16 protein-coding genes are annotated in these 20,658 nt (G+C 72.9%); 12 read left to right on the top strand and 4 right to left on the bottom strand.

What is annotated here, in order from left to right; genetic code table 11:
• Positions 1-185 precede the first annotated feature (185 nt).
• The 3 genes from hisI to AB0B48_RS06805 are packed head-to-tail and all read left to right on the top strand — an operon-like array spanning position 186 to position 2,789.
• A complete protein-coding gene (gene hisI, locus AB0B48_RS06795; RefSeq protein ID WP_357197031.1) occupies positions 186-599 on the top strand; it encodes a phosphoribosyl-AMP cyclohydrolase in 414 nt (137 codons plus the stop codon).
• Positions 596-2,149, top strand: a complete 1,554-nt coding sequence (locus AB0B48_RS06800; RefSeq protein ID WP_355007639.1) for an anthranilate synthase component I — start codon at positions 596-598, stop codon at positions 2,147-2,149. The genes hisI and AB0B48_RS06800 overlap by 4 nt, the downstream gene beginning before the upstream one ends.
• 49 nt (positions 2,150-2,198) lie before the next feature.
• A complete protein-coding gene (locus AB0B48_RS06805) occupies positions 2,199-2,789 on the top strand; it encodes a Trp biosynthesis-associated membrane protein (RefSeq protein WP_357196977.1) in 591 nt (196 codons plus the stop codon).
• A gap of 11 nt (positions 2,790-2,800) precedes the next feature.
• Here the strand turns inward: AB0B48_RS06805 and AB0B48_RS06810 are convergent, their stop codons facing one another.
• Complete coding sequence (locus AB0B48_RS06810) at positions 2,801-3,070, bottom strand: hypothetical protein (protein ID WP_357196980.1); 270 nt, start codon at positions 3,068-3,070, stop codon at positions 2,801-2,803.
• A 487-nt stretch (positions 3,071-3,557) separates the two neighbouring features.
• Between AB0B48_RS06810 and trpC the strand changes: the two genes are divergently transcribed.
• From trpC to trpA, 3 genes are read left to right on the top strand one after another with little or no spacing between them, the layout of a single operon-like run.
• Entirely contained in the window at positions 3,558-4,361 is an 804-nt protein-coding gene (gene trpC / locus AB0B48_RS06815; RefSeq protein ID WP_030334428.1) for an indole-3-glycerol phosphate synthase TrpC, read from the top strand.
• A 38-nt stretch (positions 4,362-4,399) separates the two neighbouring features.
• The gene (gene trpB, locus AB0B48_RS06820; RefSeq protein WP_357196983.1) at positions 4,400-5,638 is read left to right on the top strand and encodes a tryptophan synthase subunit beta; all 1,239 of its coding nucleotides are present in this window, start codon (positions 4,400-4,402) and stop codon (positions 5,636-5,638) included.
• A gap of 1 nt (position 5,639) precedes the next feature.
• Positions 5,640-6,443 carry a tryptophan synthase subunit alpha gene (gene trpA / locus AB0B48_RS06825; protein ID WP_091407799.1) on the top strand — a complete coding sequence of 268 codons (804 nt, stop codon included), beginning with the start codon at positions 5,640-5,642 and terminating at the stop codon, positions 6,441-6,443.
• Between the two features lie 21 nt (positions 6,444-6,464).
• Here the strand turns inward: trpA and AB0B48_RS06830 are convergent, their stop codons facing one another.
• Positions 6,465-7,013: an NUDIX domain-containing protein gene (locus AB0B48_RS06830; RefSeq protein ID WP_357196986.1), complete on the bottom strand. Its 549-nt coding sequence runs from the start codon at positions 7,011-7,013 to the stop codon at positions 6,465-6,467.
• A 102-nt stretch (positions 7,014-7,115) separates the two neighbouring features.
• Between AB0B48_RS06830 and lgt the strand changes: the two genes are divergently transcribed.
• A complete protein-coding gene (lgt, locus tag AB0B48_RS06835) occupies positions 7,116-8,294 on the top strand; it encodes a prolipoprotein diacylglyceryl transferase (protein WP_357196989.1) in 1,179 nt (392 codons plus the stop codon).
• Positions 8,295-8,303: 9 nt separating this feature from the next.
• Positions 8,304-9,491: an NAD(P)/FAD-dependent oxidoreductase gene (locus tag AB0B48_RS06840; RefSeq protein ID WP_357196992.1), complete on the top strand. Its 1,188-nt coding sequence runs from the start codon at positions 8,304-8,306 to the stop codon at positions 9,489-9,491.
• Between the two features lie 36 nt (positions 9,492-9,527).
• Here AB0B48_RS06840 and AB0B48_RS06845 read toward each other — a convergent pair whose 3' ends face one another.
• Positions 9,528-10,373, bottom strand: coding sequence for a GNAT family N-acetyltransferase (locus AB0B48_RS06845; RefSeq protein ID WP_357196994.1), 846 nt, complete (start codon positions 10,371-10,373; stop codon positions 9,528-9,530).
• Positions 10,374-10,517: 144 nt separating this feature from the next.
• Here AB0B48_RS06845 and gltB point away from each other — a divergent pair, with 144 nt between their 5' ends.
• The 4 genes from gltB (at position 10,518) to AB0B48_RS06865 (ending at position 18,879) form a co-directional block, all read left to right on the top strand.
• Positions 10,518-15,221 (top strand): glutamate synthase large subunit, encoded by a 4,704-nt coding sequence (gene gltB, locus AB0B48_RS06850; protein WP_357196997.1) that lies wholly within the window; start codon positions 10,518-10,520, stop codon positions 15,219-15,221.
• Positions 15,214-16,749: a glutamate synthase subunit beta gene (locus tag AB0B48_RS06855; protein ID WP_357197000.1), complete on the top strand. Its 1,536-nt coding sequence runs from the start codon at positions 15,214-15,216 to the stop codon at positions 16,747-16,749. Before gltB ends, AB0B48_RS06855 begins: the two co-directional genes overlap by 8 nt.
• Before the next feature lie 174 nt (positions 16,750-16,923).
• Positions 16,924-18,321 carry an MFS transporter gene (locus AB0B48_RS06860; RefSeq protein ID WP_357197003.1) on the top strand — a complete coding sequence of 466 codons (1,398 nt, stop codon included), beginning with the start codon at positions 16,924-16,926 and terminating at the stop codon, positions 18,319-18,321.
• A 69-nt stretch (positions 18,322-18,390) separates the two neighbouring features.
• Positions 18,391-18,879 carry a hypothetical protein gene (locus AB0B48_RS06865; RefSeq protein ID WP_357197005.1) on the top strand — a complete coding sequence of 163 codons (489 nt, stop codon included), beginning with the start codon at positions 18,391-18,393 and terminating at the stop codon, positions 18,877-18,879.
• Positions 18,880-19,003: 124 nt separating this feature from the next.
• Here the strand turns inward: AB0B48_RS06865 and AB0B48_RS06870 are convergent, their stop codons facing one another.
• Positions 19,004-20,536 carry a M1 family metallopeptidase gene (locus tag AB0B48_RS06870; RefSeq protein WP_357197008.1) on the bottom strand — a complete coding sequence of 511 codons (1,533 nt, stop codon included), beginning with the start codon at positions 20,534-20,536 and terminating at the stop codon, positions 19,004-19,006.
• Positions 20,537-20,658: the final 122 nt, after the last annotated feature.

A 20,658-nucleotide genomic window follows, 5' to 3' on the forward strand; every position in this document is an offset into this window, starting at 1 on the left:
TGGCCCGGCCAGCCGGGCCCTCGTCGCAGTCCGGACCCCTGTCGCAGTCCGGGCCCTCGTCGCAGCCTCAGCCCTCGTCGCAGCCCTGGCTCTCGGGGTCTTCGCCGCAGCAGGGGCGGGAGCGGTCGGCGGTGCCCGCGCCGCGTGCGGGAGAATTCGTGACTGTGCCCGTACCTGATCCGCCGGTGACCGGCGTTCCCAGCGATCCGAACGAGCTGGCCGCGCCCGCGACGGCGCGCCCGTCCCGGCTCGACCCGGCCATCGCGGCCCAGTTGCGCCGCACCGCCGACGGTCTGGTCGCCGCCGTGGTGCGCGCGCACGACTCCGGTGAGGTGCTGATGGTCGCCTGGATGGACGACGAGGCGTTGCACCGCACCCTCACCACCGGCCGGGCCACCTACTGGTCGCGCAGCCGCCGCGAATACTGGGTCAAGGGCGCCACCTCCGGGCACCACCAGTACGTGCGGTCGGTCGCCCTGGACTGCGACGGGGACGCGCTGCTGGTGAGCGTGGACCAGGTCGGCGCGGCCTGCCACACCGGCCACCGGACCTGCTTCTTCACCGAGCTGCCCGTCTCTACTCCGGAGGCACTGCCATGACCGACGGCACCGTCAGCCCCGACCTGGCCACCTTCACCGAGCTGGCCGCCGACTGGCGGGTGGTACCGGTCACCCGGCGGCTGCTGGCCGACGCGGAGACCCCGGTCGGGGTCTACCGGAAGTTGGCTGGTGGACCGGGCACGTTCCTGTTGGAATCGGCCGAGCAGGGTGTGGGCTCGGCCGGCATGGCCTGGTCGCGGTACTCGTTCATCGGCGTACGCAGCAGCGCCACCCTGATTGCGCGCGACGGCGTGGCGACCTGGCTCGGCCAGCCGCCGGCCGGGCTGAGCACCGAGGGTGACCCGGTGCGGATGCTGCGGGAGACGGTGGCGGCGCTGGCCGGCCCGGTCGGGGACCCGTCCGACGGTCTGCCGCCGCTGACCGGTGGCATGGTCGGCTACCTCGGCTACGACCTGATCCGGCGCTTCGAGCGGTTGCCTGAGCTGACCGAGGACGACCTGGGCGTCCCGGAGCTGGGCATGATGCTCGCCACCGACCTGGTGGTGCTCGACCACTACGACGGCTCAGCGATCCTGGTCGCCAACGCGGTGCTGCCGCCATTGGACGCACCGGACCGCGCCTCGCAGGTCGCCGCCGCCTACCACCACGCGGTGGGCCGGTTGGATGCGATGACCACGGCGCTGTCCCGGCCCATCCCGCCGATGATCTCCACGGTCGAGCGACCGCCGGCCGGCGAGGTGCTCTGCCGTACGCCCGACGGCGGCTACCCGAAGGCGGTGGACGCGGCCAAGGAGGCGATCAGGGCCGGTGAGTGCTTCCAGATCGTGCTCTCCCAGCGCTTCGAGCGGACGACCCACGCCGACCCGCTGGACGTCTACCGGGTGCTGCGCACCAGCAACCCCAGCCCGTACATGTACCTGCTGCGCTTTGACGGGTTCGACATCGTCGGCTCGTCCCCGGAGGCGCACCTGAAGGTCACCGGGGCCGCGGACGGGCAACGGCGGGCGTTGTTGCACCCGATCGCCGGCACCCGGCCGCGGGGCGGCACCCCCGCGGCCGACGCCGCCCTCGCCGCCGAGCTGCTCGCCGACCCGAAGGAACGAGCCGAGCACGTGATGCTTGTCGACCTCGGCCGCAACGACCTGGGTCGGGTCTGTCAGCCCGGCAGCGTGGAGGTGCCCGAGTTCGCCACCATCGAGCGCTACAGCCACGTGATGCACATCGTCTCCACCGTCACGGGCACGCTGCGTGACGACCAGAGTGCCTTCGACGCGTTGGCCGCTACCTTCCCGGCCGGCACGCTCTCGGGGGCGCCCAAGGTACGCGCCATGGAGATCATCGAGGAGTTGGAGCCGGTCCGTCGTGGCCTCTACGGCGGCACCGTCGGCTACTTCGGCTTCGGCGGCGACCTGGACATGGCGATCGCCATCCGGACCGCGCTCATCCGCGACGGCCGCGCCTACGTCCAGGCCGGGGCGGGGGTGGTCGCCGACTCGGACCCGGCCGCCGAGGACCAGGAGACGCGGAACAAGGCGGCGGCCGTGCTGGCCGCGATCGCAGCCGCCGAAACCCTCCGGCCGGCTCGGTGAGCGCGGCGGCGAAGTGGTGCCTGGCAGTCGCTGACGATGGGATGAGCTCGTGAGCGGCGGGGAGCGGTCCGTCGTGGGCCGGCGCGCGTTGACGTACGCCGTGCTGCTCTGCCTGGCCGGCGCGGGCCTGGCGCTGTGGGCCGCAACGCGCGGTTGGTCGGTCGAGCTGACGGTACGTCCGGCGCCGCTGCCGCCGGTGCGCGACACCCGCAGCGGTGCGAGCCTGCTGCCCTGGCTGCCGGCGTTGGCCCTGGTGACCCTGGCCGGGGGTGGCGCGGTGCTGGCCACCCGGGGCCGCCTGCGTCGGGTGCTCGGGGCGCTGCTCGGCGTACTCGGTCTGGCCGTGGCGGCCGGCGGCGGGTACGGGCTGGTGGCCGACGTGAGCGGCGTTGTGAGCCGGCAGTGGCCGGCGCTGTGCCTGCTCGGCGGTCTGTTGGCCGCCGGTGGAGGCTGGTGGACGGCGGTGCGTGGCGGTGACTGGCCGGCGATGGGCGCCCGGTACGAGCGTCCGGCGCGGAGCGCGCCGCAGGACGCGCCGGCGCAGAGCGACCCGACCGGGCCAGCGACGCCGTTGGCGGGGCGTCGGACCACCGAGGCGTGGGACGCGCTGGACCGGGGCGAGGACCCGACGGCCGACTGACGCGGAGGGCGTCAGCCGACCGGCTGGCGCTCCCACTGGGTGCGGCTACTGGCGGCGCGGGCGGCGGTCAGCTCTTCGACCAGGCGGTTGAGTTCGGCACGCTGGTCGGCGCGGGCCCGGTCGGCGCAGACCGCTTCCCAGGCGTTGCCCCGTGCTGTCCGCATCCGTCCCTCGCCCACCACGGCCCGTTCCACGGTGTGCACCACGCCGACGGCGAGCGATGCCACCGTCCGCGAGATCGTGGTCAGTCCGATGGTCGGGTGCGGCTCGGAAATGCTCATGATCACCTCGCGCGAGGAGTTGCGACGGTCGGGGCAGGCGCGCCATCGAGTCTGCCTGAGGACGATGCTCACCCGTCGACGTTTCGCCGCGGTGACCGCCCGGTCAACTGTCTCGCCTCGGCCGTGACCAGGACCGTCCGGCAAACCTTGAGCTTGCTCACAACATCGACTGGCGTCGTTGCTGTCGCGCGCCGCGCGGTAACTGGTGGCATGATCGATGGATCGGCCGCGGTCTGACCGTGGCCGCCGGGCTCCATACCGCGTGACGGTGATCGATACCGGAGGTGGCGCTGCGTGACAACCCCTTCACGGCAAGTCGGCCATTATGCCGCAGCCCTTTTCGTGAGCAGCGCCATACCCCCGGCATTCGGCGTCGGTCGGCTGCCCCTAGCATCGGCCCATGACGCCCGGAGAGGGGAGTCCGTTCGTGACTGCTGAGCATGCGCACGCGGAGGGGGACGAGGCCGGCCAGGCAGCGTCCGTAAGCGTGCTCGACGAGATTCTGGCCGGCGTGCGTGAAGACGTCGCCCGACGCCAGGAGCAGGTTCCGCTGGAGCGGATCCGTGAACTGGCAGCGGCGGCGCCGCCGCCCATGGACGCGTACGCGGCGCTGCGCAAGCCCGGCGTGGCCGTGATCGCCGAGGTGAAGCGTTCGTCGCCGTCCAAGGGCCGGCTGGCCGAGATCGCCGATCCGGCCGACCTCGCCGTCGACTACGCGGCCGGTGGGGCGCGGGCGATCAGCGTGCTGACCGAGGGGCGCTGGTTCGGCGGTTCGCTGGACGACCTTGCGGCCGTCCGTGCGGCGGTCACCGTGCCGGTGCTGCGTAAGGACTTCGTGGTCTCCAGCTATCAGATCCACGAGGCCCGCGCGCACGGCGCCGACCTGGTTCTGCTGATCGTCGCCGCACTCGAGCAGAACGTCCTGATGGGCCTGCTGGAGCGGATCGAGTCGCTGGGCATGACCGCTCTGGTCGAGGTGCACGACGAGGAAGAGGCCGACCGCGCGTTGGAGGCCGGCGCGCAGGTGATCGGGGTCAACGCCCGTGACCTGCGTACCCTGGAGGTCGACCGGTCGGTGTTCGAGCGGATCGCGCCCGGCCTGCCCAGCAGCGTCGTCAAGATCGCCGAATCTGGCGTTCGTGGCCCGCACGACCTGATCCGGTACGCCTCCGCGGGCGCCGACGCGGTCCTCGTGGGCGAGGGCCTGGTCACCCAGAAGAGCCCCCGCGAGGCGGTCGCCGAGTTGGTCAACGCCGGCAACCACCCGGCAACGCCCCGGCCGGTGCGCTGACCCGGCGCCGGGCTGACGTCCCACCGAGAGGATTCCCGATGAGCGCCGACGCGCTGGCCCCGGTGGCCGGCCCGCAGCCCGACTCCGCCGGCCACTTCGGCCGCTTCGGCGGTCGGTTCGTTCCCGAGGCCCTGGTGGCCGCGTTGGACGAGCTCGACGGGGCGTGGCGTACGGCGATGGAGGACGAGTCCTTCCGGGCGGAGTTCGGCGCGCTGTTGCGCGACTACGCCGGCACGCCGTCGCTGCTCTACGAGGCCCGGCGGTTCTCCGCGAAGGTCGGCGCGCGGGTGTTGCTCAAGCGCGAGGACCTCAACCACACGGGTGCGCACAAGGTGCGCAACGTGCTCGGCCAGGCGCTGCTCACCAAGCGGATGGGCAAGACCCGGGTGATCGCGGAGACCGGCGCCGGCCAGCACGGTGTCGCCACCGCGACCGCCGCCGCCCTGTTCGACCTCGAGTGTGTGGTCTACATGGGCGAGGTCGACACCGAGCGGCAGGCGCTCAACGTGGCCCGGATGCGGATGCTCGGCGCGACGGTCGTCCCGGTCACCAACGGCTCGCGCACCCTCAAGGACGCGATGAACGAGGCGATGCGCGACTGGGTGGCGAACGTCGACGAGACGCACTACCTGATCGGCACCGCCGCGGGCCCGCACCCGTTCCCGGCGATGGTGCGCGACTTCGTCCGGGGCATCGGTGACGAGGCCCGTCAGCAGTGCCTGGACCTCACCGGCGGGTTGCCGGACGCCGTCACCGCCTGCGTCGGCGGCGGCTCCAACGCGTTGGGCATCTTCCACGCGTTCGTGGGCGACGAGGCCGTTCGGCTGTACGGCTTCGAAGCCGGTGGCGACGGGGTGGCCACCGGCCGGCATGCGGCGAGCATCACCGGCGGGTCGGCCGGGGTGCTGCACGGCACCCGCACCTTCGTGCTCCAGGACGCCGACGGGCAGACCCTGGAGTCGCACTCGATCTCCGCTGGCCTGGACTACCCGGGCGTCGGGCCGGAGCACGCGTGGCTGCACGACACCGGCCGGGCGAACTACCTGCCGGTCACCGACGACGAGGCGATGGCCGCGTTCGAGCTGCTCTGCCGTACCGAGGGCATCATCCCGGCGATCGAGAGCGCGCACGCGCTCGCCGGCACCGTCGCGCTGGCTCCGAAGCTCGCCGCGGAGCTGGGCCGGGAGCCCACCATCGTGGTCAACCTCTCCGGGCGGGGCGACAAGGACGTGCACACCGCCGGCGACTACTTCGGCATCCTCGACAAGGAGCGGTGAGATGAGCCGGATCGGGGTGGCCTTCGACAAGGCCCGCGCCGACGGACGGGCACTGCTGGTCGGCTGCATGCCGGCCGGTTTCCCCACCGTCGAGGGCAGCATCGCCGCGATGACCGCCATGGTCGAGGCCGGGGTCGACGTGATCGAGGTGGAGATCCCCTACTCGGACCCGGTGATGGACGGGCCGGTGATCCAGCGGGCCAGCGACATCGCGCTGGCCGGTGGCGTACGCACCGCGGACACGATGCGCATCATCGAGGCGGTGGCGGCCACCGGCGCCCCAGTGGTCACCATGACCTACTGGAATCCGGTCGAGCGGTACGGCGTGGACGTCTTCGCCCGTGACCTGGCCTCCGCCGGCGGCACCGGTCTGATCACCCCGGACCTCATCCCTGACGAGGCCGACGAGTGGCTGGCCGCCTCGGACGCGCACGGGCTGGACCGCACGTTCCTGGTCTCGCCGTCGTCCACCGACGCTCGGCTGGCGATGACGGTGCAGCACTGCCGCGGCTTCGTCTACGCGACCGCCGTGATGGGTGTGACCGGCGCCCGGGCGCGTACCTCCGACGCCGCCCCGACGCTGGTCTCCCGGGCCCGCGCGGTCACCGACCTGCCGATCGGCGTCGGCCTGGGTGTGGGTACCGGCGCGCAGGCCGGCACCGTCGCTGGTTACGCCGATGGGGTGATCGTGGGCAGCGCGCTGGTCCGGTGTGTGCTTGACGCGCCCACCGAGGCCGACGGGCTGGCCGCCCTTCGCACGCTCAGCGCCGAACTCGCCGAGGGCGTTCGTAACCCCACCCGCTGAGCCCGCGTCGCCCAGCCCGGCTCAACCCGGCCCGGGGCACCGCGTCTCCTGGTCGGCCGTCGGCCGGCCGTCCTCGGCTGGGCGGGCCGTCGGCAGCGACGCGGTGGTGACGGTGCCGGGCGCACAGTCGATGTCGCGGAGTACGCCGAAGCGGCCGTCGGTCACGTCGGTGACGGCGGCTCGGGTGAGCGGGGTGACCACCGCGGGCAGCGCGTCGGGGGAGTGCCAGGACAGTCGGCAGCCCGGCGGTGGGTCGGTGGCGGGTTGGACCCCGGCGGCGCGGGCCCGGAACACGTGCACGAGGACGTCCGGCAGCGGGCCGGCGCGTCCGGCGGCGGCCTCCCCCGAAGGGCGGCTCACCTGGTAGATGCCGACCAGGCCGGTCAGCTCGATGTCCCAGCCGGTCTCCGCGCGAATGTCCCGTAGCGCCGCCCGCACCGGGCTCTCGGCCGGGCGCAGCCGCCCACCGGGCAACGCGTGGCGGCGGTCCCCCCGACCCTGCTGGCAGAGCAGCACCCGACCGGTGTCGTCGGTGACGACCGCGGCGACCGCCCAGGTGAGCGCGCTCATGGACAAAGAGCCTACGGCGGCGCAAACCAGAAGTCACCGGGATGCGCCCTCCGGCGGCCCGGGGTGCCGCTGCGGGGGTGTGCAGCGGTAGCGTGTGCACCCGTGACCCTCGCCTCGCTCTCCCCCCAGGCGGCCCTGCCCAGCCCCAGCACCGCGGTCTGGCAGCTCGGGCCGGTGCCGATCCGGGCCTACGCGCTCTGCATCATCGCCGGCATCGTGCTGGCCTGCTGGGTGACGGAGCGCCGGCTGCGGCAGCGCGGCGTCGCGCCCGGCGCGGTGCTCGACATCGCCGTCTGGGCGGTGCCCGCCGGCATCATCGGCGCCCGGATCTACCACGTGATCACCTCACCCGAGAAATATTTCGGGGCCGGTGGTGATCCGATGAAGGCGTTCGCCATCTGGGAGGGCGGTCTCGGCATCTGGGGCGCGGTCGCCGGTGGCGCGGTCGGTGCCTGGATCGCGGCCCGACAGCTCGGCATTCCGTTCGGCGTGGTGGCTGACGCGTTGGCCCCCGGGCTGCCGCTGGCCCAGGCCGTCGGCCGGCTCGGCAACTGGTTCAACAACGAGCTCTTCGGTGGCCGGACGACAGTGCCGTGGGGTCTGGAGATCCACCGGATGGACCCGGACAACCCCGGGCACGCCCTCCGCGACGACGCCGGACAGCCGATCCTCGAACCGGGCCTCTACCAGCCCACTTTTCTCTACGAGTTGCTGTGGAACATCGGCGTCGCCGCTCTGGTCCTCGTCCTCGACCGCCGGTTCAAGCTGGGCCGGGGCCGGGCGTTCGCGCTCTACGTGATGGGTTACACCGTCGGCCGGTTCTGGATCGAGCTGATGCGCACCGACGAGGCCAACCAGATCTTCGGCGTCCGGCTCAACGTCTGGACCGCCGCACTGGTCTTCCTCGGCGCCCTGATCTACTTCGTACGGGTGCGTGGCCCTCGGGACTACCTGATCCCACTCGGCCCGGCGGGGACGACGACCCCGCCCCCCACGTCCGACCTGTCCCAGGTCGACCTCTCCGAGCGGGAGACCCCCGCGCGGGCCGCCGCGCCGGAGGGCTACCGGGTGGTGAGCGAGGAGCAGTACGCGGCCTGGCAGGACACCGGCGTCGTACCGCCGGCGGACGACGACTCCGGGCCGGATGACGGCGAGCCGTCCGGCGACGCGGCCGCCGACGACCTCGCGCCGAGCGACGACGAGCCGGCGGACGCTCCGTCCGCCGTTCGCACCGACCGGGCCGACGCCACTGGCGCGCGTCCCGCCGACCGGGACAGCTGAGCGACACCGATGCGAAGCGCGGTGGTGGTCGGCGCAGGGGTCGGTGGCCTCGCGGTGGCCGGCGCGCTGGCGCGTTCCGGCTGGCAGGTCACCCTGTTGGAACGCGCCGAACGGGTCCGCCCCGAGCCCACCGCTGTGGTGCTCTGGCCCAACGGTGTCCGCGCGCTCCAGGCCCTCGGCCTCGGTGCCGGCCTGGCCGCCATCGCCACCCCGTTGCCCGACGGCGGGGTTCGTCGCCCGGACGGGCACTGGCTCGTGCAGCCCCGGCCCGTTCCGGCCGACCGGATACCGGTGGTGGTTCACCGGGAGGATCTGCACGACGCGCTGATCGCCGGCCTCGGCGAGCGGGTCGAGTTGCGGACCGGAGTGACGGTGCGCCACGTCCGCGTCGAGCCGGGCGAGCGGCCGGGCGTCAGCGACGGGCGGCACACCATCGAGGCCGATCTGGTGGTGGCCGCCGACGGCACCGACAGCGGCATCCGCCGCCAACTCGCGCCCGAGTCCCGGGTGGTCAGCTCCGGATGCGCTGCCTGGCGGGCCGTCATCCCCTGGTACCAGGCACCTCGGCTCCCCGACGATCAGCCGTTGGCCGGCGAGATCCTCGGCGCGGGTTACCGGTTCGTGGCCGCGTCGCTGGGCGAGCGGGGCTCCTCGGGCGGGTCCACCAGGGGCGGCATCTACTGGGTGGCCACCGCCGCCGGCGCGCCCCGCCCGGAACCACCGGAGACCCAGCTCGCCCTGCTGCGCCGCTGGTACGCGGGCTGGCCCGCGCCGGTCGGCGCGCTTCTCGACGCCACCAACCCGGCCGACCTGGTCCAACAGGAGGTTCGCGAGCTGCGCCCGCTGCCCCGGGCGTACGGCTTTCCGGTCGGGCCCGGTGGGGTGGTGCTGCTCGGCGACGCGGCGCACGCTATGCCGCCGCACCTCGGGCAGGGCGCCTGCCTGGCGTTCGAGGACGCCGCGACGCTCGCGTCGCTGCTGCGGGAGGCTCGGCTGCCCGACGCCGTCCAGACGTACGACCGGGTGCGCCGCCCCCGGGCCGCGACGGTGGTCCGGCAGACCCGGCGGATGTCGGCGGTGCTCCAGACCCGGGGCCGGTTGGCGCTGCGCGCCCGGGACGCCGCACTGGGCACGATCAACTCCCGACTGCTCTCCAGCGCCGCCGCCTCCGCCGCCCAGTGGCGCCCACCGACCTGACCTCGGCCGCGACGCAGGTCGGTGGAGCGGGGCAGCTCAGGGGATGAGGGCGGCGGGTTCCGCGATGCAGGCGGTGCCGATTCGGCGGAAGCCGACCCGCAGGTAGACCCGCGCGATCTCCTCGCTGCCCGCGGAGAGAAAGACCAGCTCGGTGCCGGCGGCGAGGAGTTCCCGGGCCAGGGTGGCGGTGAGCGCGGCGCCCAGCCCGCGTCGTCGGGCGGACGGCAGGGTGGCCACCCCGGCGACCTCCGCGACGTCGTCCACCCGCATCGCCATGCCGCTGGCCAGCGCGCCCTCGGTCGGCGTGCCGGCCAGCGCGGAGATCCGTCGCCCGTCGGCGATCCGGACGCGCTCCTCCTCGAGCGCGGCCAGTTCGAGTTCGGTGACGGCGGCGTCGCGTTCGGCCGGACCCGCCTCGCCGGGCGCGGTGCCGGCGGCGGCGAACGCCACCGCTGCCACCGCACGCCGTGCGGCGACATCGGCGGCGAAACCGGGGGAGTCAGCGGCCAGCACCCGCACCGCCGCGTCGGAGAGCGTCGCCGGGTCGGGCAGCGCGCTCGGGTCGAGCACCATCAGCGGCGCCTCCAGCACGCTGAGCCCCGCCGAGCGGGCCACCGCCAGCAGTTCCGGGGTCGTCTCGTGCACCCACTCGAAGGCCTCCGGCAGGCCCAGCTTCCGCTGGCGCTCGCGGACCGAGACCACGTCGGCCAGCGACGGCGGCTCGGTGGCGTCGATCCGGGGGCGGGCATAGAACGGCCAGCCGGCGCCTTCGCGGACGAACAGCACCAACCCGCCATGCTCCTCCGCAGCGGCGACGTCGCGGGGCACCGCGTCGTAGAAGCGTTCCAACCGGTCGAAGACGTGCCTGTGTAGCGGATCCACCGCGCGAGACTACACGTCCCAGCCTGTGGACGGTGTGATCAATCTCGGGTGGCCGTGCGACCCCGGCCCTAACGTAGACTCAATAGACCCACGGGCCGACGTCGTCCCCACCATGATCCAACCTGAGTGACGACAGGAGGCCCGGTGGCTCAGCCGTACGCGGACACAGAACAGCCGCACCCCCACAGCCCGCAGGCGTCCCCGACGCCCCACCCCCGTCCGTCCGCCCAGGGTCTCTACGACCCAGCGCAGGAGCACGACGCCTGCGGCGTGGCCTTCGTGGCGGACCTGCACGGCCGGCGTTCACACTCGGTCGTCGCCAACGGGCTCGGCGCGCTCTGTCGGCTGGACCACCGGGGCGCCCGAGGCGCGGAGCCGAACACCGGCGACGGCGCCGGCATCATGATCCAGGTGCCCGACGCGTTCCTGCGCGCGGTGGCCGACGTCGCGCTTCCCCCAGCGGGCGAGTACGCCACCGGGCTCGTCTTCCTTCCCGACGACGATGCCGCCGAGGCGCGTGCCCGCCGGGTTGTCGAGAAGTACGCACTGGTCGAGGGCGCCGATCTGCTCGGTTGGCGGGACGTGCCGATCGACCCGAGTGACCTGGGTGAGACCGCCCTGGCGGCGATGCCCCGGGTCCGGCAGCTCTTCCTGGCGGCGCACCGCCTCACCGACACACCCGACGGGCCGGCCGGCTCCCCGCTGCGCGGCCTTGAGCTGGACCGGGTGGCGTTCTGTCTGCGTAAGCAGGCCGAGCGGGAGACCGCCGAGCGTGGCGTTCCGGCATACTTCCCGTCGTTGTCCAGCCGCACCATGGTCTACAAGGGCATGCTCACGCCCGACCAGTTGCCGGCGTTCTACCCGGACCTGCGCGACGAGCGGGTGGACAGCGCCATCGCGCTGGTGCACTCCCGCTTCTCCACGAACACCTTCCCGTCCTGGCCGCTGGCGCACCCGTACCGGTTCATCGCCCACAACGGCGAGATCAACACGATCCGGGGCAACCGCAACTGGATGCAGGCCCGCGAGGCGCTCCTGCGCTCGCCGAACGTGCCCGGCAACATCCGACGGGTCTTCCCGGTCTGCACCCCTGCGGCGTCCGACTCGGCGAACTTCGACGAGGTCCTGGAGTTGCTGCACCTGGCCGGGCGGAGCCTGCCGCACGCGGTGCTCATGATGATCCCCGAGGCGTGGGAGAACGACCCGGGGATGGACCCGGCCAAGCGCGCCTTCTACCGCTTCCACGCCAGCCTCATGGAGCCGTGGGACGGCCCGGCGTCGGTGGCCTTCACCGACGGCGAGATCGTCGGCGCGGTGCTGGACCGTAACGGGCTGCGTCCGGGGCGCTGGTGGCAGACCGACGACGGGCTCGTGGTGCTCGGCTCCGAGGCGGGCGTGCTCGACCTCGACCCGGCCCACGTGGTCGCCAAGGGGCGACTCCAGCCGGGCCGGATGTTCCTGGTCGACACGGTGGCCGGGCGGATCGTGCACGACGAGGAGATCAAGTCCGAGTTGGCCGCCGCCCAGCCGTACGCCGAGTGGCTGCACGCCGGGCTGATCGAGCTGAACGACCTGCCGGCGCGCGAGCACACCGTCTACACGCACGACTCGGTGCGCCGCCGGCAGCAGACCTTCGGCTACACGCAGGAGGAGCTGAAGATCCTGCTCGGGCCGATGGCCCGCACCGGCGCCGAGCCGCTCGGCTCGATGGGTACGGACACCCCGATCGCGCCGCTGTCCACCCGACCGCGGCTGCTCTACGACTACTTCCACCAGCTCTTCGCCCAGGTCACCAACCCGCCGTTGGACGCCATCCGCGAGGAGTTGGTGACCAGCCTGGCGTCGACGATCGGGCCGGAGGGCAACCTGCTCGACCCGGGTGCCGCGAGCTGCCGTCAGATCGTGCTCCCGCACCCGATCCTCGACAACGACGAGCTGGCGAAGATCCTCTCCATCGACGAGGACGGCGACCTGCCCGGCTTCAAGGCGGTCCGGGTCTCCGGGCTGTACCGGATCCGGGAGGGCGCCGCCGGGATCAAGGCGCGGCTGACCGAGATCTGCCGGCACGTCTCCGAGGCGATCGAGGACGGGGTGCGCATCCTGGTGCTCTCCGACCGGGACTCCAACGCCGACCTGGCACCGATCCCGTCGCTGCTGCTCACCGCCGCCGTGCACCAGCACCTGGTCCGCGAGCAGACCCGTACGCGGGCGGCGCTGATCGTCGAGTCCGGGGACTGCCGGGAGGTGCACCACGCGGCGGTGCTGATCGGCTACGGCGCGGCGGCGGTCAACCCGTACCTGGCGTTCGAGTCGGTCGAGGACATGATCGCCACCGGCACGTTGGCCGGGGTGGAGCCCGCCGCCGCGGTGCGCAACTACGCGAAGGCGCTCGGCAAGGGCGTCCTGAAGATCATGTCCAAGATGGGCATCTCGACGGTCTCCTCGTACTGCGGTGCGCAGGTCTTCGAGGCGGTCGGCCTGGACAGCCGGCTGGTCGAGCGTTACTTCCGGGGCACCCCCAGCCGCATCGGCGGGGTGGGTCTCGCGGGCGTGCACACCGAGGTGGCCGCCCGGCACGCGCTGGCCTGGCCGCCGGCCGGCACCGCCACCTCCGACCGGTTGGAGGTCGGCGGCGAGTACCAGTGGCGCCGCGAGGGTGAGTTGCACCTGTTCAACCCGGAGACGGTGTTCCTGCTGCAACACGCCACCCGCAGCCGGCAGTACGACGTCTTCCGGCAGTACACCGCCAAGGTCGACGCGCTCGCCGCGCAGGCCGGCTCGCTGCGCGGGTTGTTCACACTGCGCACCGGCGTCCGTCCGGCGGTGCCGATCGAGGAGGTCGAGCCGGCCACCGAGATCGTCAAGCGGTTCGCCACCGGCGCCATGTCGTACGGGTCGATCTCGGCGGAGGCGCACGAGACGCTCGCCATCGCCATGAACCGGCTCGGCGGCAAGTCCAACACCGGTGAGGGCGGCGAGGACGTCGAGCGGCTGCACGACCCGGCCCGCCGTTCGGCGGTCAAGCAGATCGCCAGCGGCCGCTTCGGTGTGACCAGCGAGTACCTGGTCAACGCGGACGACCTCCAGATCAAGATGGCCCAGGGCGCCAAGCCGGGCGAGGGCGGTCAGCTGCCCGGTAACAAGGTCTGGCCGTGGATCGCCCGGACCCGGCACGCCACCCCCGGCGTGGGTCTGATCTCCCCGCCGCCGCACCACGACATCTACTCCATCGAGGACCTCGCCCAGTTGGTGCACGACCTGAAGTGCGTCAACCCGGCGGCCCGGGTGCACGTCAAGCTGGTCAGCGAGGTCGGCGTCGGCACCGTCGCCGCCGGGGTGGCGAAGCTCAAGGCGGACGTCATCCTGATCTCCGGCCACGACGGCGGCACGGGCGCCTCCCCGATGAACTCGCTCAAGCATGCCGGCACCCCGTGGGAGCTGGGGCTGGCCGAGGCGCAGCAGACGCTGTTGCTCAACAAGCTGCGCGACCGGGTCACGGTGCAGGTCGACGGCCAGCTCAAGACCGGCCGGGACGTCCTGGTCGCGGCGCTGCTCGGCGCGGAGGAGTTCGGCTTCGCGACCGCGCCGCTGATCGTCGAGGGTTGCGTGATGATGCGGGTCTGCCACCTGGACACCTGCCCGGTCGGCATCGCCACGCAGAATCCGGTGCTGCGGGAGCGTTTCACCGGCAAGCCGGAGTTCGTGGAGAACTTCTTCCTCTTCCTCGCCGAGGAGGTCCGGGGTTACCTGGCCGAGCTGGGTTTCCGGTCGATCGAGGAAGCGATCGGGCAGTCCGAGCTGCTGGACGTGGCCCCGGCTCTGACGCACTGGAAGGCGCACGGGTTGGACCTGGCGCCCGTCCTGCACCTGCCGGAGCTGCCCGCCGACGCGGCCCGACGCGGGGTCCGCGCGCAGGATCACGGCCTGGAGCAGGCGCTCGACAACGAGCTGATCGCGTTGGCGCGTCCGGCTCTGACGGACGGGGCGCCGGTGCGGGTCGAGGTGGCGGTGCGCAACGAGCACCGCAGCGTCGGCGCGATGCTCGGTGGCGAGGTAACCCGTCGCTTCGGTGGCGCCGGCCTTCCCGAGGACACCGTCGAGTTCGTGCTGCACGGCACGGCTGGGCAGTCGTTCGGCGCGTTCCTGCCGCGCGGCGTGACCCTGCGCCTGCACGGCGACGCCAACGACTACGTGGGCAAGGGCCTCTCCGGGGGTCGGCTCATCGTCCGTCCGGACGCCGCCGCGCCGTTCCTCGACCCGGACGCCGAGCCGGGGCAGCGGGCCGAGGATCAGATCATCGCCGGCAACACCATCCTGTACGGGGCCACGGCGGGCGAGGTCTTCCTGCGCGGCCGGGTGGGGGAGCGGTTCGCGGTACGCAACTCCGGCGCGGTCGCCGTGGTCGAGGGTGTTGGTGACCACGGCTGCGAGTACATGACCGGCGGCACCGTGGTGGTGCTGGGCGCTACCGGCCGGAATTTCGCGGCGGGTATGTCCGGCGGCACGGCGTTCGTGCACCGCCTGGATCGGGCCCGGGTCAACGCGGAGCTGGTCGACCTGCTGCCGGTGGGCGAGCAGGAGCAGTCGCTCCTGCACGAGCTGGTCCAACGGCATGTGGCCGAGACCGGGTCGGCGGTCGCCGAGGAGCTGCTCAAGCGGTGGCCGGAGGCGGTGGCCGAGTTCACCGCTGTGGTACCCCGCGACTACCGCCGGGTGCTGGAGATCATGCGTGCCGCCGAAGCAGCCGGCCGCGACGTCGACGACGCGGTGATGGGCGCGCTGAGCGCGCCGGCCGCGCCGGTGCCGCCCGCCCCGCGGGTGGCTGCCCAGGAGGTGGCACGTGCCTGACCCGAACGGTTTCCTGCGCTACGACCGGCGGCTGCCGGCCCGCCGCCCGGTGCCGGTGCGGATCAGCGACTGGCGGGAGGTGTACCCGCCGGCCGGCGAGGAGTTGGTCCGTGAGCAGGCCACCCGATGCATGGACTGCGGCATCCCGTTCTGCCACGACGGCTGTCCGCTGGGCAATCGCATCCCGGACTGGAACGACCTGGTGCGTACCGGCAACTGGGACGCCGCGGTGGAGTCGCTGCACGCCACCAACAACTTCCCGGAATTCACCGGCCGGCTCTGCCCCGCGCCCTGCGAGGCGGCCTGCGTGCTCGGCATCTCCGGCGGTCAACCGGTGACCATCAAGCAGGTCGAGGTGGAGATCGCCGACGCCGCCGCGGCGCGCGGGTTCACCCCCCGCCCGGTGCCGGCGCCGTCGGGCCGGTCGGTCGCCGTCGTCGGCTCCGGGCCCGCCGGGCTCACCGCCGCCCAGCAGCTGGCCCGCGCCGGTCACGCGGTGACGGTGTACGAACGCGACGACGCGATCGGTGGCCTGCTCCGGTACGGCATTCCCGACTTCAAGTTGGAGAAGCGGCACATCGATGCCCGGTTGGCCCAGCTCACCGCCGAGGGGGTGCGTTTCCGCACCGGCGTGAACGTCGGCGTGGACGTCACCGCCGAGCAGTTGCGCGCCGAGCACGACGCGGTGCTGCTGGCCTGTGGGGCGTTGCAGGGCCGGGACACCCCGGAGACCCCGGGGCGGGCGCTTCGGGGCGTACACCAGGCGATGGCGCACCTGGTCGCGGCGAATCGCGCGGTCGCCACGGCGGCGACCGACCAGGCCGGCGTGGTGGCCACCGCCGAGCGTCGGCTGGCGCCCGCGGTGTTGCCCGACGGCACGCCGATCGACGCGGCCGGCAAGCACGTGGTGATCATCGGCGGAGGTGACACGGCGGCCGACTGTCTCGGCGTCGCGCACCGCCAGGGCGCCGCGGGCGTGCACCAGCTCGACCTGTACCCGCAGCCGCCGCAGGAGCGCGACGAGGCACGGGATCCGTGGCCGACCTGGCCGTGGGTGCTGCGTAGCTACCCGGCGCACGAGGAGGGTGGCGAGCGGGTCTTCGCCGTGGCGGTGCAGGAGTTCGTGGACGACGGCACCGGCCAGGTGCGGGCGGTGCGGATCGCCGAGGTGACAGTGGAGAAGCGCGACGGCCGGCGGGTCGTCACTGTGGTGCCGGGCTCCGAGCGGGAGTTGCCGGCCGATCTGGTGCTGTTGGCGATCGGTTTCGAGGGCACCGAGCAGCAGCCGCTGCTGGCCCAGTTCGGCGTGGCCCGCAACCCGCGGGGCGCCATCGACGCCCGCGACGACTGGCAGACCGACGCCGACGGGGTGTTCGTGGCTGGTGACATGCACCGGGGCGCTTCGCTGATCGTCTGGGCCATCGCCGAGGGGCGGGCGGTCGCCGCGGCCATCCACAGCTATCTGGGCGGTGTCGGTGCCTTGCCGGCCCCGGTGGGCCCGGCCGCGCAGGCTCTCGCCGCTCGCTGAGGTGCGGGCGTCCGGTCGGTGCGGCAGGTCCGCCGCCGCATCGGCCGGGCATTCCCGCTGGTGAAGCCGCTCACAAATGTGGGCAAAAAGGTTTAAGCCGGCAAGACTTGCCGGCTGCCGAACCGCGCCGCGATCGGTGTGAATGATCATGCTGCCGATCGCTGGAGGTTCGTCGTGGCCAGAGGTGCCACCTTCGCCGCGTTGCGCCACCGCAACTACCGGATCTGGGCGCTCGCCGGCTTCGTCTCCGTCATCGGCACCTGGATGCAGGTCCTCGGGGTCAACTGGTACGTCCTGAAGGAGACCGGCTCCGCGACGTCAATGGGCTTCGCCGTGCTGCTCCAGGCGGCGCCCACGCTGCTGCTCAGCGTCTGGGGTGGTGTGCTGGCCGACCGGCTGCCCGCCCGCCCGTTGCTGATCGCCGCCCAGTGCGCCCACGCGGTGCTCGCCGCCGGACTGGCGGCGGTCGCCCTGACCGGGGTCGGCGGTCTGCCGCTGATCTTCGCGATCTCGCTGGCCACCGGTGCCGTCTCGGCGATCGAAGGCCCGGTGATGGGGCGCTGGGCCGCCAGCCTCGTCGACCGGGAGACGCTGGGCAACGCGCTGGCGCTCGGCTCGCTCAGCAACTCCGCCGGCCGCATCCTCGGCATGAGCCTCGGCGCCGTGGTGGTGGCCGCCGTCGGACCCGCCCTGCTGTTCGGCATCAACGCGGTCAGCTTCGCCGCCGTGGTGGTGGCGCTGTTCGCCGTACGCCCGGCGGGCGTGCCCGGGCTCCCGGTCCCGGAGGTCGCCCGGACGCGGGGCGGTGCCCGCGCCGGGTTCGCCTACCTGCGCGGGCAGCCGGTGCTGCTCCTCGCGCTCGCCCTGTCGTTCGTGCTCGGCAGCCTGGGCCGCAACTACCAGGTGACCATGGCCGCGATGAGCGACGGGCCGCTGGACGCCGGTGCCTCCGGGTACGGCCTGCTGTCGACGGTGTTCGCGGTCGGCACCGTGGTGGGCGCGCTCGTCGCGGCCCGGCGGCGTTCCCTGGGTTACCGGACGCTCGTCGTCGCGGGCCTGTTCGCCAGCGGGTTGCAGATCGTCGCCGGCCTCGCGCCCGGCACCTGGAGCTTCGCCGCGGTGATCCTGCCGATCGCCGCCGCCGCGGTGGTCATCGACACCACCGTCGGTACCCGCGCCCAGCTCGACACCGACGGCGCGATGCGGGGCCGGGTGCTCGCCGCCCTGGCGGTCACCGGCTCGGTCTCCGCCGCGGTCGGCGCCCCGCTGCTCGGCTGGCTCGCCGAACATGCCGGGCCCCGGCAGACGCTCGTCCTCGCCGGAGCCGCAGCGGCGATCGCCACGACGGCGGCTGGCGTCGCCCTCGATCGGCAGCGCGGCCGTGCGGCGACCCTCGCGCTCGTCGTTCCGCGACCCCGCCATCCGGTACGACGAGCGGCGTTCCGGGCCGCCCGCATCGTGCGGCCCACCGGTGCGGTCTGCGTCATCGTGCCCGCCGAGGCCGGTGCGGTGCGGTCGGGCGGGGTCCGGCTCCGGGAGTTGGCCACCGCCGGGCCGGTGGCGAACCGCTGAGACAGCGGTCACCCTCGGTGGCCCGCTTCCGGGACAGGGCAGACTGAAGATCATCGTTACGCTGCGATCATGGACAATGAGGAGCGGCTACGGCGAACCCGCCGATGGCTGTGGGTCGTGCTGATCGGGCTCTTCCTGAGCGGTGTCACCGCGTTTCCGCTGGAGATCGAGGTGCGCTGGCTGCTGCGCGTACTGGATCCGCTCGCCGGCCACCTGCCCGCGCTGGTCGCCTGGATCGAGCGGGTGCACACCGGGCTCGTGACGGCCGGCGAGGACTACCCGTTCCTGCTCTACGGCACCGACTGGCTGGCCTTCGCCCACCTGGTGCTGGCAGTGGCCTTCTGGGGGCCGCTGCGCGACCCGGTGCGCAACGTCTGGGTGGTGCAGGTCGGCATGATCGCCTGCGCCGGCATCGTTCCGCTGGCGCTGATCTGCGGCCCGATCCGGGACATCCCCTGGTTCTGGACGCTCATCGACCTGTCCTTCGCGGTCGGGGCGTTCCCGCCGCTCTGGTTCGCGTACCGGCACATCCGCGCCGTAGAAGCCTCAACCCGGTAGACCCGGGCCGCGCGACCCCCGCCGGTCGATCATGGAGTTGTGGTGGGCAGAAGATACGCCCTTGCCTGATATGTCAGGCACCACAACTCCATGATCGACGTGGGGCGGGGTGGGGTGGGGTGGGTTAGTGGGACATCAGCTCGTGGGACTCGCGGATCTTGGCCCAGGATCTGGGCTCGGTCGGTGGGGCGGCCTTGCGGGCGGCGCTGGCCACCTCGGGTCGGCCGGCGGTGAACAGCCAGGTGGTGAACAGGTCGTCCAGGTCCAGTCCGGAGACCCGCTCGGCCAGGGCCTGGAACTGCTCGATGGTGCCGTTGCCGTACCGGCGCTCGGCGGTCCAGGTCGGCAGGATCTCGAAGAACGCGTCGTCACCGACGGCCAGCCGCAGCTGGTGCAGGGCCATCGCACCCCGGTCGTAGACGGCGTTGTCGAAGACCCGGGCGGCGCCCGGGTCGCCGGGCAGCACCTGCCAGAACCCGTCGTCAGCCGGGTAACTGGCGTAGGTGAAGTCGAAGACCTCCTGGGCGGTGCCCTCGCCCTGCTCCTCCGACCAGAGCCACTCGGCGTACGAGGCGAAGCCCTCGTTGAGCCAGATGTTGCGCCAGTCGGCCACCGAGACCGAGTCGCCGAACCACTGGTGGGCCAGCTCGTGCGTCACCACGTAGGTGTTGGCGCCGCGTCGCCAGAAGCCCGGCCCGTACACCGGGCGGGTCTGCGTCTCCAGGGCGAAGCTGATGCCGTCGATCGGCCCGGCCACACCGCCCTGCGCCTCGAACGGGTACGGGCCGAAGATCCCGCTCTCCCAGTCGACGATCTCGGCGGTCCGCTCGATGCTGGCCCGCGCGGCCGGCCCGAGAGCGCCCAGCGACGTGCTGTACGCGTTGATCACCGGCTGGCCGCCAGGGGTGGTGTCGGTGACGATGTCGTACTGGCCGATGGCCATGAAGGCCAGGTAGGTGGCGGTGGGGGAGGTGGTCCGCCAGATCCACCGGGTGCGGTTGCCGGCCTCGGCCAGCGGCGGCCTCGGCTGCACGCCGTTGCTGATCACCTCGACGCCGGTGGGCACCGAGACCGAGATGTCGTAGGTGGCCTTGTCCAGAGGGTGGTCGTTGCTCGGGAACCACCACCACGCCGACTCGGGCTCGTTGACGGCGAGGGCGCCGTCGTCGGTACGCGTCCAGCCGGTGTAGCCGTTGACCAGGGCCTCCGACGGGATACCGGAGTACCGCACGACGATGGTGAGCTGCTGGCCCCGGGTCACCGTGCGGGCCGGGGTGACCACCAACTCGTGCGCCCCAGCGGTGGTGCTGCTCGCCGCCCAACCGTTGACCCGGACCGACTCGACGTCGAGCAGGAAGTCCAGATTGAACGTCGAAAGGTCCTCAGTGGCGGTGGCGAGGATCGTGGTGGTGCCGGTGAGCAGGTCGGTGGCCGGTTCGTAGCGCAGCCGAACGTCGTAGTGCTCGACGTCGTAGCCGCCGTTGCCGTAGTCGGGGAAGTAACTGTCGCCCAGTCCGGGCGCGCCGGGTTGCGGCGCTGCGGAGACGACCGGACGGCCCCAGCCCGTCGGGGCGGCCTGGGCGGGGGTGCCGGCGAGCATGGTGCCGGCGGTGGTGAGGGTCAGGGCGGTGGTGGCCGCCGTGAGGACTCGTCGCACGGGGTGGACTCCCTCCATCGGGTGTTCGCCACGTCAACCTAATCGACAACTGTGAACGTCGCTGGCCGCCACACCCATCGTCGGCCGTCGTCCTCTGGCGTGCGTTGCACCACAAGGTCACA

Source organism: Micromonospora sp. NPDC049089 (assembly GCF_040648775.1).
In the GTDB taxonomy this organism is placed as follows: domain Bacteria; phylum Actinomycetota; class Actinomycetes; order Mycobacteriales; family Micromonosporaceae; genus Micromonospora.

Coding starts and splice junctions, on each gene's coding strand:
- AB0B48_RS06800 (WP_355007639.1), top strand. CDS start 596: ATGACCGACGGCACCGTCAGCCCCGACCTGGCCACCTTCACCGAGCTG.
- AB0B48_RS06810 (WP_357196980.1), bottom strand. CDS start 3,070: ATGAGCATTTCCGAGCCGCACCCGACCATCGGACTGACCACGATCTCG.
- trpB (WP_357196983.1), top strand. CDS start 4,400: ATGAGCGCCGACGCGCTGGCCCCGGTGGCCGGCCCGCAGCCCGACTCC.
- trpA (WP_091407799.1), top strand. CDS start 5,640: ATGAGCCGGATCGGGGTGGCCTTCGACAAGGCCCGCGCCGACGGACGG.
- AB0B48_RS06830 (WP_357196986.1), bottom strand. CDS start 7,013: ATGAGCGCGCTCACCTGGGCGGTCGCCGCGGTCGTCACCGACGACACC.
- AB0B48_RS06840 (WP_357196992.1), top strand. CDS start 8,304: ATGCGAAGCGCGGTGGTGGTCGGCGCAGGGGTCGGTGGCCTCGCGGTG.
- AB0B48_RS06865 (WP_357197005.1), top strand. CDS start 18,391: ATGGACAATGAGGAGCGGCTACGGCGAACCCGCCGATGGCTGTGGGTC.